The following is a 15,856-nucleotide window of genomic DNA, read 5'->3' on the forward strand; positions in this document are numbered from 1 at the left end:
CTAGTCGAATGCCCTGCATACAAATGTACAGAAACGTTGTATGGAGGAGGTAACGAAATGTCGGGTATAGACAAAGATCTACAGTGCCGGGAACTTATCGCGAAAGCAGTCTGCGGCAAAGGCCATAAATTTTCTACTACAACCCACACCATCATACCGTCGCAAACTCCTTCGACGATCCTCGGATGCTGGATTATAAACACGAACTTCCAAGCAGAGAAAGTCGGAGATGCCGTTGAAGTATCTGGTACGTATGACGTCAACCTGTGGTTTTCGTTTGCTAATAACACGCAAACCGAAGTCAAGCGGGAAACTGTTAAGTTCTCCGTACTCGTACCGCTTACGTTCTTCGACAAGAACTGCAGAGGCGATCTGGAAATCGTTGCACGCGCCGTGGAGCAACCGAAGTGCATAAAAGCGGAGTTAAGTGGTGGTGGCACAATCACAGTCAGAGTTGAAAGCGAATATGCAGTAGAGGTCATTGGAGAAACAAAGGTGTGCGTTGTTGTCTGCAATAGTTGTGATGACAAAGAGTTCCATCTGGTTGACGACTTTGAAGATAACAGTGACGAGTTTGATGACTTTGATTCCGCTACGCTACTCGACGAGCTCGACTAAAGAGGAGAAATTATCTCCTCTTTTTTCTTTTTTTCGGATGCGTACACTTCACACTTTTTTCTGGGCGTAGTCATAAAATAACAAAAGAATAGCGGGGGAGTGTGGAAGGCATGATTCTACGCACAAAGGCGAGTCAGCGAGCGAACAAGCAGGAAACGCCAGCAACACAACCGATGACGGCCAACGCTAAAGAAGTCGTAGCGTATTTGCATCGTCCTGAAATCGGGCGCTGGTTGCTCCGGCAGGGGAGAATACCTGTAACGACAGGAAAAGCAGCGCGACCGGGCTGGCGAACATATAGGATCTGCCTTTACCAAGACCATGTACTTGATATCGCCCGGAGCGAGGAGCAATCGCAATGGCTGCTGCACCGCCTACAGGAGCCCGAGTGGCACTCCGTTTCCTTGCCTTCCACTGAAACAGAAATTCTGGTGGTGACAGGGCTGGCAGCGCGTAGTTTGTATGCCGCAGGAGCTGATGCGGGTCAAGTGACGGTCATGGCAGCTTCTCCCCATCGACTTAAGGTCGTCGAGGTGGAACCAAATTGGCCAGCCAAGCATGCTGACGAATATATGCAGCGGGCACGATATTGGTGGGAAGGTCGGATGGGCAAACAACCGCAAAAGCTGCAAAGCATGGGGGCTGATCCTGAGTTTGCTTTGCGCAAGCCCACTGGAGAGATGGCACTTGCTTCTGACTTCCTGAGCATCAATGGTACGGTTGGTTGTGATACGACACGCTATCGGGAAGAATTAGGTCTCCATCAGCACCCGGTTGCAGAGTTGAGACCTGCGCCATCGGAGGACCCCGATCAATTATTTATGCATATCTACGAGAATCTGACACTCGCCTACAAAAAAATAGGGAACTCGTCAATCGAATGGCTCGCTGGCGGAATGCCGTTTAAAGGTTACCCAATCGGCGGGCATATTCATTTTGGTGGGCTCACACCTACTTTTTCTCTTCGGCGAAAGTTGGATGCGTACTTGGCTCTTCCCCTTGTTCTGATCGAGGATGCAGGGTGTATGAGTCGCAGAGAGCGATATGGATTTTTAGGGGATGTAAGAGAGAAGGAATATGGATTCGAATATCGTACACTCCCCAGTTGGCTCGTTCATCCCCTTGTCGCTCGCGGTATTCTTCATTTGGCCCATTTGGTTGCAACCAATCACGAGAAGCTACAAGCGATGCCTCATCTAAAACTCCCGTTCATCAAAGCGTACTACCAGGGTGAGAAAAAAAAGCTCCTGCCGTACGTTGCTCAAGTCTGGCAAGAATTAAAAGAGTTGCCAGGCTATTCGCTGTCACGAATACATTTGGATCGGTACTTTTCTTTTTTAATCGAGAGCCAATCGTGGATAACGGATGAAGACCTGCGTAAGACATGGAAGCTACTATAAACGGATCTACCATTGGATGCAGGGTCAACATTACCGTACAATCATGATATAATAGCGACGACAATGAGTAGGCTAGGAGAAGAAAACAATGGCTGAATATACCCCGATGATTCAACAGTATCTGGCTATCAAAAAAGATTATCCGGATACTTTCTTATTTTTTCGCTTAGGCGATTTTTACGAACTGTTTTTTGATGACGCCATCCTTGCGTCCCGTGAGTTGGAAATTACACTGACGGGACGTGAGGGTGGTGGTTCTGAGCGCATACCAATGTGTGGTGTTCCACACCATGCGGCAGATGGCTATATTGCAGAGCTCTTGAAAAAAGGACATAAAGTAGCCGTTTGCGAGCAAGTCGAAGATCCAAAGGAAGCCAAAGGGGTCGTTCGCCGGGAAGTGACTCGCGTCATTACTCCGGGTACGATGATGGAAGGCAAATGGCTGACTGATAAGGAAAACAATTACATGGCAGCGTTGGCCCAGGTAGAAGGTCGGACGGGAATTGCTGCGTGTGATATGAGTACAGGCGAGCTTTACGTTACCTCTTTGGTGGGACAGGCAGATGCTGTTCTGGATGAAGCCTTGCAATATCGCCCGAAGGAGCTCGTCTTTTTTGGCCTGGCTGTTTTGCCAAAGACAGCACTGCCATCTACTATCGTGGACGCACACCAACTAGATGCATTTGCGGTGGATAGTCAATATGCGGAGCAGGCAAAAGGTTTGGATATGTCCATGCGAGCGGCGGTCAACGCTCTCTTGTTCTACATAGGGACGACGCAAAAACGCAGTCTTGCCCATATGCGCCTGTTGAAGCAGTACGATGCCAAGCAGTATTTGCAAATGGACGGCTTTTCCAGACGCAATTTGGAATTGACAGAGACCATTCGCGATAAGACGAAAAAAGGCTCTCTCTTGTGGCTGTTGGATCGGACACAAACGGCAATGGGTGGTCGCCTTTTGCGCAGATGGATTGAGCGGCCCTTGCTCAGTCGCGATCAGTTGGAGGCACGTCTGAGCGCTGTGGAGGCCTTGAAGGATGACATGCTGCTTCGCTCCGATTTGCGGACTTGCTTGGATCGTGTCTATGATTTGGAGCGTCTAGCGGGTCGTATTTCCTACGGGAATGCAAACGCTCGAGATCTCATTCAGCTGCGGATGTCTTTGGAAGCTGTTCCAGAGCTGAAGCAGTATATGATCCAAACAAATACCCCGGTATTGATGGAACTGGCGCATGGGATGGATGAGTGTACGGATATCGTCAACTATTTGGCTCATGCACTCGTGGATGATCCCCCGATATCGGTTCGTGAAGGCGGAATGATTCGGACGGGATACGATGAGTACCTGGACAAGCTCCATACAGCAAGCCGTGAAGGGAAGACGTGGATTGCCCAACTGGAGCAAGGAGAACGGGAAGCGACAGGGATTCGTTCACTCAAAGTTGGCTTCAATAAAGTGTTCGGCTATTACATCGAAATATCGAAGTCCAATATCGCAAACGTTCCGGCGGGTCGGTATGAGCGCAAGCAAACATTGGCCAATGCAGAGCGGTACATCACGCCAGAGTTGAAGGAACGCGAAGCCCTCATTCTGGAAGCGGAAGAAAAGATGATGGAGTTGGAATACCAACTGTTCGTAGCTGTAAGAAGTGAAGTCGCGAAGCATATACCAAGACTCCAGAACCTCGCTGAGCGAATTGCATCTGTCGATGTTCTCCAGGCGTTTGCTACGGTAAGTGACGAGCGCGGATTTATACGCCCTGAGCTTGTGGAAAGCGGCGAGTATGTCATTTCAGAAGGGCGTCATCCAGTAGTAGAAGCGGTTCTGGAGCGCGAAAAGTATGTGGCAAATGACGTGGTGATGGATCAGACCAATCGCCAAGTTTTGCTCATTACGGGTCCGAATATGGCGGGTAAAAGTACGTACATGAGACAAATCGCCTTGATCACGGTGATGGCACAGATCGGTTGCTTTGTCCCTGCTAAACAGGCCAAGCTGGCGATTGTCGATCAGATTTTTACTCGGATCGGGGCAGCCGACGACCTAGTAGGTGGGCACAGTACGTTTATGGTGGAAATGCTGGAGACCAGACACGCCCTGCAAAAAGCGACAGCGAAGAGCTTGATCCTGCTCGATGAAATTGGTCGCGGAACTTCGACGTACGATGGAATGGCGCTTGCACAAGCGGTCATTGAGTACATTTGCCAAAAAATTGGTGCCAAAACACTCTTCTCGACGCACTACCATGAGTTGACCGGGTTAGCAGAGACGTTGAGTGGTGTCGTGAATGTCAACGCTCGATGCGAAGAACGGGAAGGAAAGCTCTTGTTCCTCCACAAAATTGAAGAAGGTCGAGCAGATAAAAGTTATGGAATCCATGTGGCAGAGCTGGCTGAAATGCCGACCTGGGTTATTGAGCGGGCGCGCAGCATTTTAACCGGGCTTGAGGCGAATGGAAATGCAGGGAATGGAAATGCAGCGAGTGACTTGCAAATGTCGCTCGAATCGCTATGGACGGCACCAGTTGCGGCGGTGCGTGAAGAACCAATGCAGTTTGCGTCGGCGGAGGAAGAAGCGATTATGGCCGAACTGCGCGAGCTGGATTTGAATTCAACGACGCCAATGGACGCCATGATGAAGCTGTATGCATGGAAACAGCAATTGAAAAAGCGATAGGTTTCGTCCGGAGGGGAGGCACTCATGGGAAGCATTCAATTGTTAGATGAGCATCTCGCCAATATGATTGCTGCAGGGGAAGTAGTGGAAAGGCCAGCTTCGGTTGTCAAGGAGCTGGTCGAAAATGCCATTGATGCCAGTGCTACGACAATCGAGATCCATGTAGAAGAAGGCGGTCTGGAGATGATTCGGATCGTTGACAATGGCAAAGGGATGGATCGGGAAGATTGTCAGTTGGCTTTTGAACGTCATGCCACGAGTAAAATCAGCAACGCTCGTGATTTGTTCCGCATTCGTACACTGGGCTTTCGTGGCGAGGCACTGCCGAGTATTGCTGCAGTCTCGCGTATGGAGCTGACGAGCAGTACGTCCAGTAGTGAGGTAGGCACTCATCTCTTGATTGAAGGTGGGCAGCTCGGTACCATTTCCGATAAAGCCGCTGTAAAAGGGACGGAAGTATGTGTACGCAGCTTGTTTTTCAACACACCTGCGCGCTTGAAGTACATGAAGTCGATCGCCACGGAAGTCGGACATATTTCCGATTATGTGAACCGGCTGGCACTCACGCATCCGTCGATCTCCTTCCTGCTGACTCATAACGGCAAAACACTCTTGCAAACATCTGGTGACGGAAAGCTACTGCACGTCATGGCGGCTATCTACGGTGTGCAAGTAGCAAAGCTATTGCTTCCAATTGCAGGGGAGACCCTCGACTATAAGTGGTCTGGTTTTCTTTCGAAGACGGAAGTGACAAGGGCGAATCGCTCGTATCTTTCGACGCTGGTAAACGGTCGGTACGTGCGCAGCTATTCGATCAATAATGCGATTATGCGGGGTTATCATACATTGTTACCCATCGGCCGTTATCCGATTGTGGCTCTACAGATCGAGATGGATCCGTCACTGGTCGATGTGAATGTGCATCCTGCCAAGCTAGAGGCAAGATTCAGTAAAGAAGATGAATTGTGCAGTGCAATAGAACAGTCGGTAAAAGAGACTTTGCGACAAGGCTTAGGAATTGTCAGACCCATGGCTACACAACCAAAAGCTAAGGTCGTGACGCAGGTCGTACAACCGCAGTTCGACCTGCAAATCACCAAGCCTGACACGCCACAATCGCCTTTATTAGCAGCGAGTCCCCGGCTTCAGGAATGGATGGCCAAGCAGGAGACGACAAATAAGCAAGTGGATACTGTGACGCCTATCGCACCATCCATTGAGAACGGTACGGTGAGGGAGTCTTCTGCCAACTATGAAAAGCTGGAGTCTGCAAAAGTAGAGGTATTCCCGAATGAAATGGTGCAGGCGACTCTGTTGGATCAAAAGGACACGAGGGAATCTCTCCAACCTTACGAGACGAAGCTTCCGTCACAGTTGGACATTGCCCTGGCTCCATCTCCTGCTCAACATTCCATTATTGAAATCAGTAGCGAGGACAACCCAGTCGCAGCAAGTACCGATCCATCACCGCCACTCTTGGAAGCTACCACTGAAAATGAGACGGATTCGCCTGTTCCCGTTATGTACCCAGTTGGTCAAGTACATGGCACCTACATCGTCGCGCAAAATGACGAAGGGATGTATTTGATCGATCAACATGCCGCGCAGGAGCGGATCTTTTACGAGTATTTCATGGACAAGCTTGCAGAAGAGGTCATTTCCAGCCAGATCATGCTGTTTCCTCATACGGTGGAGTATACGGCTGCAGAGGCAAGCAAACTGGAGAAGCGACTATCGCTTTTGCAGTCGTTTGGTTTGGAGATCGAGGCGTTTGGTGGACGGACCTTTATCGTTCGCGCTCATCCGCATTGGTTTCCAGAAGGAGCGGAGCTGGAGGTCATTGAGGAGCTCATTCAGTTTGTACTGGAAACGGGAGAAAACGCCCAAGCCAATGTCGTGCTGATGCGCGAGAAAGCTGCCATCATGATGTCCTGCAAAGCATCGATTAAAGCGAACCGCTTCCTGACGCATGCAGAGATGGAAAGCTTGCTGAACCAACTGCGCAATACGAGCAGTCCATATACGTGCCCGCATGGCAGGCCGATTGTGATTCATTTTTCTGGTTATGACTTAGAAAAAATGTTTAAGCGTGTGATGTAATAGACACTCCCAGGGACACTTCCTTGGGGGTGTTTCTTCGTTGTGGTTTATTCAGAAAATTCGAAAATCAAGATTGATTTTAGACAAACACTGACTTATGATTACTTGCAAAAACGAGGTGAAACAAGATGAATTCATTACGCCAAACGGGGATGTTTATTTATCCGTGGGATATAGCTGAGGGTGGTATCGAAGCTGTGATGCAAACATTGCAAGCAGCCAAATGCAATACAGCAGTGGTCAATAGCAGCTACCATCAGGGGAGATTTTTTCACCCGCGAAGCAAAACGTTTCGCAGGCTGCCGTTTTCTGGAGTATCGTTTACGCCGGAATGGTCGAAGTACAACCGTTTGCGCCCAACCGTACATGAACAAATAGCGCAAGCAGGCATTCTTGCCAAAACGAAAGAAGGTTGTGAGCAGGCAGGAATCGGATTTCATACATGGTGGGTTGGCCTTCATAATTCTACGCTTGGTTTGGCTCATCCAGATCTCTGTGTGCAAAACATTTGGGGGGATACATACACATACGCGCTATGTCCATCGCAGCCTGAGGTTCAGCATTACGCCAAGGCACTTTTTACAGATACGCTGGAGCAGGTCAAGCCAGAGCGGATCTTGATCGAAGCGACCGCCTTTTTACCGATGAAGCATGGCGAGCATCATGAAGTATGCCTCCTACCGTTAGGAGAATCACTGCAATGGTTACTCTCGCTCTGTTTTTGTGGGGCATGTACGGAGCGTGCTGAATCGAAGCAAATCGATGTAGGAGCAGTCCGACTGCTTGTATCGAGGCTAGTCAGTCAGATGGTGGAAGCCGATTCTATCTCGCAAGTATCCGCAGAAGCGAGAGAGATTGCCTTTTTGCTGGTGGAATACCCGGAATTGTATCACTATCAGCAATCCTGTCTGGAAGTGGTAGACATGTTATGGAGGAGCTTGAAGGAAATCGCACAGAGTAAGGGGATTGCGCTGGATGGCTTTCCGTCCTCAACCCCGTTTTTTGTGAATCAGTCTTATTTGGAAGGGGTTTCGTTGCGAAAAGCTGCGGCTACACTCGATCGCCTTGTTCCGCTCGCCTATGGAGGAAGTGTCGATGAGGTGGCGTATACGTTTCATGCGATCAAGCTGGTAGCCCCAGAAGCAACGTTGGGGGCAGCCTTCTCCCTGCATCATAGCCAAATCCAGTCAGCAGTCGAGCTGGCAGCGAGGGTGAAAACTGCCGTGGACGCAGGTGCTCAATCGATTACCTATTACAATCTCGGTTTGTTAAATAACCGCAGGCTGGACTGGATCAGACAGGCGAACCTTACCATAGAGGAGTAAATCTGCTCTCAATAAACAAGACCCACGGAACTTCGCGGGTCTTGTTCACATGGATGGAATGGATGGACTGGAAAATCATACTACAGCCCGACGCGCTTTCATAAAAAATGGTATGATTGTCATAGCGAAGAGGAAAGCAGTTTGGTTCAGATTCTATTTGACCGGCAAATTAATCCTGCTTACAATAATATGATCATTACCGTTTATGTAAAAACCGTCGAGTCGTTTTTCTAGAACAGCAGTTCTTGTCAAAAGGGGCGAAGACGTAAGGAAGGGAACAAAGGCGTGATTGTTACAACAGGACTTGAGCCTGGTGAAGAAACCTTGCGTCATGCAGCTGAATTGGCTAGTACATTGGGGCTACAGGTTGTGAATCGGCGAGATTTTTCATTGGGTCAAATGCGCAAGCGATATGGGGTAGAAGAAGTATTGGTGGTGTCCGCTCTCGGAGCGCGTCTAGAAGTGCCGGGGAAAAAACCTTTCTTTTTTCATCCGAACACAGCCGCTTTTCGTATAAAGCGGCTCATGCGCGGCGATACTGATACTATGCTTGTTTCTTGCCAAATTCATCCAGGTGATGAAGTGCTGGACGCAACCTTGGGTTTGGGTGCTGACGCTATAGTCTTTTCTCATGCGACTGGCGCAAATGGGAAAGTCGTTGGCATCGAATCTGAGCGATTGCTAGCCATCTTGGTAGAAGATGGACTGCGGCACTGGTCATCCGATGCGGTAGAACTGGAGCAAGCCATGCGTCGTATTGAGGTGCGATGTGGCAACCATCTAGAAGTACTGAGAGGACTGCCTGCACGTTCCTTCGACGTGGTTTATTTCGATCCGATGTTCGAAGTAACGGTACAAAGCTCGTCGGGGATCGCCGGAGTCCGAGAGCTCGCCAATCCAGATGCTCTTTGCGAGGAGGCTGTCTTGGAAGCGCAGCGAGTTGCGAGAAAACGTGTGGTAATGAAAGAAGGAAAAGAAGGTAGGATGTACGAGCGCTTTGGTTTTACGCCGTTTCGCTCCCGCGGCCAGCAGGTCGTGTACAGCTACAAAGAGATAGGTGGAGGGGAGTGACCTTGCAACAGAGAGAAAGGCTAGTCGTGATTATTGGCCCAACAGCGGTCGGCAAGACCCAGCTTAGTCTGGAGCTGGCCGAACAGTTCGACGGTGAGATCATTTCCGGAGATTCCATGCAAGTATACCGTGGAATGGATATTGGCACCGCAAAAGCAGAATCTGAGGAGCTTGCGAGCATACCGCATCACCTCATTGATATTAAAAATCCAGACGAAGAATATTCTGTCGCGATGTTTCAGGAAAGTGCCGCATCGTTGATTACAGACATCAACCAACGTGGCAAACTTCCGTTTATCGCCGGCGGGACAGGTCTGTACATAGAATCGGTTACCCATCGATTTCAGTTTTCCACCACCTCTCAAGACCCTGAGCTGCGTGATCGACTGCAAAGATTGGCTGACAGCGAAGGCGTGGAAGCACTGCACGCCCGATTGGCCGATGTCGATCCGATTACAGCCGAACGCTTGCATCCCAATGATGTAAAGCGGGTGATTCGCGCACTGGAGATTTATGAAAGCAGCGGATACAAAATGTCCGACTTTCAGTTACGGGCGCAGCATTCACCCTATGACTTGGTGATGATCGGTCTCACGATGGACCGCGCAAAGCTGTATGAACGAATCAACCACCGGGTCGAACTCATGATCGAAGCGGGACTGGTTGAGGAAGTGAGGGGGCTCTTGGATGCTGGCTACGACGCGTCACTGGTTTCCATGCAAGGTTTGGGATACAAGGAACTCATCCCGTATCTGTATGGAGAAATCACGCTAGAAAAAGCAGTGAACGACATTCAGCAACGAACGCGTCATTTTGCCAAACGCCAGCTATCTTGGTTCCGTCGCATGGCAGAAATTCAATGGTTTGACATGACCGATCCGGCCGAGCAGAGGAATAACGTGGAAACTATCAAGCGAATATTGGCAGGAAAGTTTCAACAATTGCCGAATATATAACATACAAGTCCTTTTAGGGGGTAGTGTACATGAAACAGACGATCAACATTCAAGATACGTTCTTGAATCATTTGCGGAAAGAAAACATCGCGGTTACCATTTACCTTGTGAACGGATTTCAATTGCGCGGGTATATTAAAGCATTCGATAATTTCACGATTGTGATTGATAGCGAAGGCAAGCAACAATTAGTATACAAGCATGCGATCTCCACTTTCACTCCGCAACGCCCTGTATCACTCATGTCTCAGGAGAACAACCAACAGTAAGCGAAGCAACACCAACAGCCAGGATACATGTGATCCTGGTTCTTTTTATTTTTTGGTGCGAGCGAGGAAATACCATCAACGCAAAAAGAATCAATGAAAAAGCCCTGTCGCCGTTAAAGCGAACAGGGCTTTCCTATTACTCCATGCAATGGTTATCTGTGTAAATTTGGAATGTGATTCCGAACTTGTCCTTCACATTGCCATATGCTGGGCTGAAGAACGTTTCTTGTAGAGGCATAAGCACTTGACCGCCTTCTTGCAGGGCATCAAAAATCTTATGAGATTGCTCTTTATCATCGGTCGAGATGCAGATGGTCACTTGATCACCAAGCTGATGCGGTTGTCCTGGAAAGGTATCGGAAAACATCAGTTCCGTTTCACCGACGCGAATAGTAGCATGTCCGATACGATTTTTGGCTTCTTCAGGTAATGGAAACTCCGGATTTTCAGGCATTTCACCGAAGGTTTGCTTATACAGCACTTCAGCACCTAGAGCTTGCTCGTAAAAGCTAATTGCTTCACTTGCAGTACCATTCAAAACGATGTAAGGAATCAAACGCAATGCCATCAGTCAACATCTCCCTTGGTTTTTATATGACCAACTTGCCAAGTCCACTTACTATTATTACCCATAATGTGATTGTAATGCACAGAACGTATGTTTGCAAGAGGCAAAATGATCAGGATGTTGATGAACTCCGGCGAACCATGACCACGTAGCAGACAATGGCGCCGATCGTAGAAAGAGCAATGATGATCCCCATTGGTATTGCGGTATGTTCGCCGCTGATTCCCACAAGTGGGGCGACAATTCCACCGCTGATAAAGGAGAGTAGCCCCTGGAGAGCAGATGCGCTTCCTGCCGCCTTGCTTTGATTTTGCATGGCAAGGGAAAATCCTGTGGCGCCGACAATCCCTACACTGGATACGACAAAGAAGAGGGGAACGAGCACCGCAATAAGACCAGCTTGTAGGAGAATCATCGCCAGAAGAAGGATACCACCGACTCCTGCAATCGAAATACCAGCAATAAACATGGAAGTTTCTTTCACTTTGCCTGCAAGCTTTCCTGTGATTTGACTCGCAATAATAATGCCTACACCATTAATCGCGAAAATGAGACTAAACGTTTGTGGAGACACTTCAAATATTTTTTGAAACACAAAAGGTGAACCGGCGATGTACGCAAACATGGCAGCAATCACCAGTCCCTGCGCCATGGCGTAGCCCATGAAGACGCGATCCTTCAGCAAGGTACCAAAGGTCGTCAGTGTATTGCCGATTCCCGCCTTGGAGCGGCGTTCTTGTGGTAATGTTTCTGGAAGGGCTGTCAGCACGACGAGGAACATAATAGCGCCAATCAGACCCAGTACGACGAACACGCCATGCCAGGTAGTAAATTGAAGAATTTGTCCCCCTACGATAGGTGCCGCGATCGGAGCGATCCCGTTAATAAGCATCAAGAGGGCGAAAAACTTCGTCAGCTCTGTCCCCGAGTACAAATCGCGAACCGTAGCGCGGGCGATAACGATTCCAGCAGAACCGGCAAGACCTTGTACGAAGCGAAGCAAGACGAACGTAGTAATAGAGGGAGCTACCGCACACAAAAAGGAAGAGACCGCATACAAAATGAGTCCGATAATCAAAGGAATTCTTCGACCGCGTACGTCGCTGATCGGTCCCGCGAACAATTGGCCAATGGATAGGCCGAGCATGCACGCTGTCAAACTGAGTTGTGTCATGGAGGTGCTCGTCTGCAAATCATCGGCAAGCATAGGAAGCGCAGGTAAATACATATCTAAGGACAATGGGCCAAACGCAGAAAGCGATCCGAGAATCGCAGCCATCCACAGCCTGCGCGATTTATTGCCAGTCAGGGATGAGGGATCAAGTTCTTTTGCAACATTATTCACGGCAAGTTGTCAAACCTTTCTCATTATTTTTCTAGGAAAGAAGCTTTTTACAAGTCAGAAGTGGGTTGCGTATTTTGCAAGTAAAAGGCTTGGAGGTTGCTGTGCATGCGATCGAGCAAGCCCCGCAACACATCCTTTTCTTCATCTGAGAAGCCACTGAAGCAATTTTCCTCAATAACGCGTAATACTTCTTTGACATGCTTGGTAGCCTGCCGACCTTTGTCGGTAAGATATACGCGGGAGATACGTTGGTCCCGTTCATCTGCTCTGCGCTCGACAAGTCCCGATTTGGCCATGCGATTAATCATGACGGTTAGCGTAGCGGGCTTTACTCCGATTCTTCGGGCCAATTCTTTTTGAATCATTCCATCGTTTTCAGTCAGGCGCATCAAGAGAATGGGCTGACCGGGATAGACGTCGTATTTTTGAATCAGAAATTCTACATTTTGCCGATGCATTTTCATCACATGCGACGCAGAATGCGTTAATGCGGTTGAATAACTGAACTCCACCAAAGTACCCCCAATTAGTTAGTTTGCTAATGAATAATCTGTTTGAAGACGTCCGTAAGTTGATGCCTTGTCCTATTATACAAAAACGATTGGTCTTCGTCATGAAAATGATTTGCATTCACGAGCATTGGAAGGATACACTACATCCTTTGTAGAAGTAATGATGTCCTTCCAAAATTGAATGAACAGGTTAGGTGAGACTCAAGATGATCCTGAATGAAAAAATAAAAGCAGCAGTCGTACAATTAATGGGAGTAAACGGGGAAGATCTCGGAATTGTCTCCACAAAAGAAGCGCTTCAAATGGCAAAAGAACAGGGAGTGGATTTGGTATGTATGTCATTGGCTTCCAGTCCGCCACCTTGTCAGTTAGTGAATCGAACGAATTATAAGGAACAGGTCATCAAGGAAAACGCCAAAAACCGGAAAGCAGAAAAAGGCGTAAAAGTAAAAGAAATTCGTCTAAGTGCCTACATTGAAGACCATGATTACGATACGAAAAAAAGACAGGCAGAACGAATTCTTTCATCCGGGGACGCCGTGCAGCTGATTGTAAAACTGGAGAAAAAGGAAAGTCAGGAAGCCAAGCGATTAATTGAGCAGCTCATCAAAGAACTGACTCATTGTGGAAAACAAGACAAAGGGATTCAAGTAAGTGGCAAGCAGGTAGTTGCAAATCTATTGCCACTCTAATCATGATAAGGGAGTAAGCGTATGCCTTTTACTTTTGCTCATCCGGCTATTGTATTGCCATTACGCAAATGCAAGTGGTTTTCGTTCTCTGCCCTCGTTTTTGGCAGTATGGCACCCGATTTTGAGTATTTCTTCCGGATGCAGCCATTCAGCGTGTACAGTCACACTATGCTCGGATTGTGGCTGGTTGATTTGCCTATCGCGATCCTATTAGCGTTTTTGTACCAGTACGTGGTCAAAAAGCCGATGCTTGCGCGTTTGCCAGTGTGGATTGGACGAGGGCTGGACTACGTAGACAATGGTAGCAGAATGCCAGCGTGGCGAGCGGCAATTGTGTTTGTGTACTCAGCGTTACTAGGCAGTTTCAGTCATATCGCATGGGATGCCTTTACCCATGACGGTGGACGCATGGTTGACCACTTCTTGCTCCTACAACAATCCATCTCGGTCGCCCATTATAAGGTACCTGTTTACAAGCTGCTACAGCACGGAAGTACCCTTTTCGGCTTCTTGGCCATTATGTATGTCATTGCGCGAAATGCGCACAAAAATAGACAGATCGCTATGAGACAAGTACCTGTCTTGGAAAAATGGTTGTTCTGGTTCGGAGTGGGGGTGTTTGGTATCGTGACGGTCATATTTCACGCATTCCTGGTAAAAGGAATTTCACCCTTCGTCCATCCTTTGCAGCAGGTGGTTCCGTTTCTCTCGGGATCACTGCTTGGAATCGTAGTGCTCTGCTTCGCTTTGGACAGGCTCAGAATGGAAAAGCCCGGACAGCTTTAGACCAGCTTAAATATGAGATTGCATCGGAATTCGCTGTTACTCTTGGCGCAGATACTTCATCTCGCCAGAAAGGTTCTGTGGGTGGTGAGAAGACGAAGCGTCTAGTTCAATATGCAGAATCTCAATTGTTTCGGTAATATAATACAAAATCCCTCAATATGAGGGATTTTATTGTTTCTAAATTGAAAAATCCTCAGACTTCAAATTCATTAAATCATCACGGGTTGGGTCAGGAATTTTGAGCAATCTAACGGCTTGCACACGTATTGCCTTTTCAATATTGTTTCGTACATATCTTGCATTACTGAAATTTACATGAAATGGATCGCTCGTTACTGTTAGCAGTCTTCTTCTCAGTTTTTCACTTGCTTCGGCAGAGATTCTATACTCCTTGTTCTTTGCCATTACATTTGCAATATCCATCAACTCATCCACCTCATAATCAGCAAAGTTGATGTGGACGGGAAAGCGTGAAGGCAGTCCCGGATTTAACTCAAGGAATGTATCGATTTCATCATTGTACCCTGCAATTATACAGACGAAATCATTGCCAAAGTCCTCAAGGCATTTTGTAAGACAGTCTACAGCCTCTTTTCCAAAATCTTTTTCACCGCCACGAGCTAATGAGTAGGCCTCATCGATAAACAGGATTCCTCCCATAGCTTTCTTAACAAGCTCGCGGGTCTTTTGTGCCGTGTGCCCAATAAATTCACCAACGAGATCTGCACGTTCAACTTCGGTTAGATGGCCCTTAGTTAAAACACCCATTTCCTTAAAGATCTTTCCGAAAAGGCGTGCAATTGTTGTTTTCCCAGTACCGGGATTTCCTTTAAAAACCATATGGAAAACTTGCTTCTCAACTTTAAGCCCGTGTCGTTCCCTTGCTTTATTCATTTTGATGAGCGCATAAATTTCATAAATCGTCTTCTTGGCTTCATGTAAACCAATCAGGCTTTCTAATTCTTCAAAAACAGTTGTTAAATTCGAACTCGATGTGGTACGAACTATTTCAGGTAAAGTATTTAGCTGCTTAACACTTACTGGTCGATTGAATACAACTTGAATTCGATTATTACTACTTGAAGATTCGAGCACCTCCGTTTGAGGAATGGCTCCTGCTTGCTTCACATGTTTCACCTGCCTTGACCATCATACAAAAAGTATACTCAGGGACATCGGAAAACCTGCCAATTTTTACGCAAGAGATCGGATTGGACAAGTAATTACGTGGATTTTTGTGAAATTGATGTTATTCAAGCAGGCGAAATTGGCAAATAAAGAAAAAGTGGGTTTCAATTCGTCCTGGTGACGCTGATTCAGGCACCATTGGTAAAAATCAGGAAAGTCACTCAATGAACATAAAGAAGTGCTGAAAAGAAGAATTGTTGATCGAATTATTTTAAAATGATGTATTTATTAGAATAAGAAAGGCACCTGATAAACAAGTGCCTCGGGAAACTACTTGATTGCATCAAGAAGATCGTCTTCATTAATTGAAGGAAGTGCTTCTGATTCAGAAATGGAGTCTGTAAAATAT

At 47.6% G+C, this 15,856-nt stretch carries 15 protein-coding genes; 11 read left to right on the plus strand and 4 right to left on the minus strand.

Features of this window, described 5'->3' with window-relative positions; translation table 11 throughout:
* Positions 1-57 precede the first annotated feature (57 nt).
* The 8 genes from C7R93_RS19475 to hfq all read left to right on the plus strand — a co-directional run bounded on the left by C7R93_RS19475 (position 58) and on the right by hfq (position 10,416).
* Entirely contained in the window at positions 58-618 is a 561-nt protein-coding gene (locus C7R93_RS19475; RefSeq protein ID WP_106840364.1) for an outer spore coat protein CotE, read from the plus strand.
* 110 nt (positions 619-728) lie between these two features.
* Positions 729-2,018 carry a putative amidoligase domain-containing protein gene (locus C7R93_RS19480; RefSeq protein ID WP_106840365.1) on the plus strand — a complete coding sequence of 430 codons (1,290 nt, stop codon included), beginning with the start codon at positions 729-731 and terminating at the stop codon, positions 2,016-2,018.
* Positions 2,019-2,106: 88 nt separating this feature from the next.
* A complete protein-coding gene (mutS, locus tag C7R93_RS19485) occupies positions 2,107-4,695 on the plus strand; it encodes a DNA mismatch repair protein MutS (protein WP_106840366.1) in 2,589 nt (862 codons plus the stop codon).
* 24 nt (positions 4,696-4,719) lie between these two features.
* Positions 4,720-6,795 carry a DNA mismatch repair endonuclease MutL gene (mutL, locus tag C7R93_RS19490; RefSeq protein WP_106840367.1) on the plus strand — a complete coding sequence of 692 codons (2,076 nt, stop codon included), beginning with the start codon at positions 4,720-4,722 and terminating at the stop codon, positions 6,793-6,795.
* A gap of 128 nt (positions 6,796-6,923) precedes the next feature.
* Entirely contained in the window at positions 6,924-8,120 is a 1,197-nt protein-coding gene (locus C7R93_RS19495) for a hypothetical protein (RefSeq protein ID WP_106840368.1), read from the plus strand.
* A 285-nt stretch (positions 8,121-8,405) separates the two neighbouring features.
* Positions 8,406-9,191, plus strand: coding sequence for a class I SAM-dependent methyltransferase (locus tag C7R93_RS19500; protein WP_106840369.1), 786 nt, complete (start codon positions 8,406-8,408; stop codon positions 9,189-9,191).
* On the plus strand, positions 9,188-10,147 hold the full coding sequence (gene miaA, locus C7R93_RS19505; protein WP_106840370.1) for a tRNA (adenosine(37)-N6)-dimethylallyltransferase MiaA: 960 nt from the start codon (positions 9,188-9,190) through the stop codon (positions 10,145-10,147). The genes C7R93_RS19500 and miaA overlap by 4 nt, the downstream gene beginning before the upstream one ends.
* A 29-nt stretch (positions 10,148-10,176) precedes the next feature.
* Positions 10,177-10,416, plus strand: coding sequence for an RNA chaperone Hfq (gene hfq, locus C7R93_RS19510; RefSeq protein WP_007719110.1), 240 nt, complete (start codon positions 10,177-10,179; stop codon positions 10,414-10,416).
* A gap of 136 nt (positions 10,417-10,552) precedes the next feature.
* On the opposite strand, the gene C7R93_RS19515 is transcribed toward hfq, so the two are convergent.
* The 3 genes from C7R93_RS19515 to C7R93_RS19525 form a co-directional block, all read right to left on the minus strand.
* The gene (locus tag C7R93_RS19515) at positions 10,553-10,984 is read right to left on the minus strand and encodes a VOC family protein (RefSeq protein WP_088908030.1); all 432 of its coding nucleotides are present in this window, start codon (positions 10,982-10,984) and stop codon (positions 10,553-10,555) included.
* Between the two features lie 112 nt (positions 10,985-11,096).
* Positions 11,097-12,329, minus strand: coding sequence for a multidrug effflux MFS transporter (locus C7R93_RS19520; protein ID WP_106840371.1), 1,233 nt, complete (start codon positions 12,327-12,329; stop codon positions 11,097-11,099).
* A 47-nt stretch (positions 12,330-12,376) separates the two neighbouring features.
* Entirely contained in the window at positions 12,377-12,844 is a 468-nt protein-coding gene (locus C7R93_RS19525; RefSeq protein WP_244191585.1) for a MarR family winged helix-turn-helix transcriptional regulator, read from the minus strand.
* A 203-nt stretch (positions 12,845-13,047) separates the two neighbouring features.
* On the opposite strand from C7R93_RS19525, the gene infC reads away from it, so the two are divergent.
* Genes infC through C7R93_RS19540 form a run of 3 tightly spaced genes read left to right on the plus strand, consistent with a single transcriptional unit; the run spans position 13,048 to position 14,456 of the window.
* Positions 13,048-13,533, plus strand: a complete 486-nt coding sequence (infC, locus tag C7R93_RS19530) for a translation initiation factor IF-3 (RefSeq protein ID WP_106840373.1) — start codon at positions 13,048-13,050, stop codon at positions 13,531-13,533.
* Positions 13,534-13,554: 21 nt separating this feature from the next.
* The gene (locus C7R93_RS19535) at positions 13,555-14,319 is read left to right on the plus strand and encodes a DUF4184 family protein (RefSeq protein ID WP_106840374.1); all 765 of its coding nucleotides are present in this window, start codon (positions 13,555-13,557) and stop codon (positions 14,317-14,319) included.
* Complete coding sequence (locus C7R93_RS19540; protein WP_106840379.1) at positions 14,271-14,456, plus strand: alpha/beta-type small acid-soluble spore protein; 186 nt, start codon at positions 14,271-14,273, stop codon at positions 14,454-14,456. The genes C7R93_RS19535 and C7R93_RS19540 overlap by 49 nt, the downstream gene beginning before the upstream one ends.
* A gap of 40 nt (positions 14,457-14,496) precedes the next feature.
* On the opposite strand, the gene C7R93_RS19545 is transcribed toward C7R93_RS19540, so the two are convergent.
* On the minus strand, positions 14,497-15,447 hold the full coding sequence (locus C7R93_RS19545) for an AAA family ATPase (protein WP_106840375.1): 951 nt from the start codon (positions 15,445-15,447) through the stop codon (positions 14,497-14,499).
* Positions 15,448-15,856: the final 409 nt, after the last annotated feature.

Source organism: Brevibacillus fortis, from assembly GCF_003013395.1.
Lineage (GTDB): Bacteria > Bacillota > Bacilli > Brevibacillales > Brevibacillaceae > Brevibacillus > Brevibacillus fortis.

Coding starts and splice junctions, on each gene's coding strand:
- C7R93_RS19475 (WP_106840364.1), top strand. CDS start 58: ATGTCGGGTATAGACAAAGATCTACAGTGCCGGGAACTTATCGCGAAA.
- C7R93_RS19535 (WP_106840374.1), top strand. CDS start 13,555: ATGCCTTTTACTTTTGCTCATCCGGCTATTGTATTGCCATTACGCAAA.
- mutS (WP_106840366.1), top strand. CDS start 2,107: ATGGCTGAATATACCCCGATGATTCAACAGTATCTGGCTATCAAAAAA.
- mutL (WP_106840367.1), top strand. CDS start 4,720: ATGGGAAGCATTCAATTGTTAGATGAGCATCTCGCCAATATGATTGCT.
- C7R93_RS19495 (WP_106840368.1), top strand. CDS start 6,924: ATGAATTCATTACGCCAAACGGGGATGTTTATTTATCCGTGGGATATA.
- C7R93_RS19480 (WP_106840365.1), top strand. CDS start 729: ATGATTCTACGCACAAAGGCGAGTCAGCGAGCGAACAAGCAGGAAACG.
- infC (WP_106840373.1), top strand. CDS start 13,048: ATGATCCTGAATGAAAAAATAAAAGCAGCAGTCGTACAATTAATGGGA.
- C7R93_RS19515 (WP_088908030.1), bottom strand. CDS start 10,984: ATGGCATTGCGTTTGATTCCTTACATCGTTTTGAATGGTACTGCAAGT.
- hfq (WP_007719110.1), top strand. CDS start 10,177: ATGAAACAGACGATCAACATTCAAGATACGTTCTTGAATCATTTGCGG.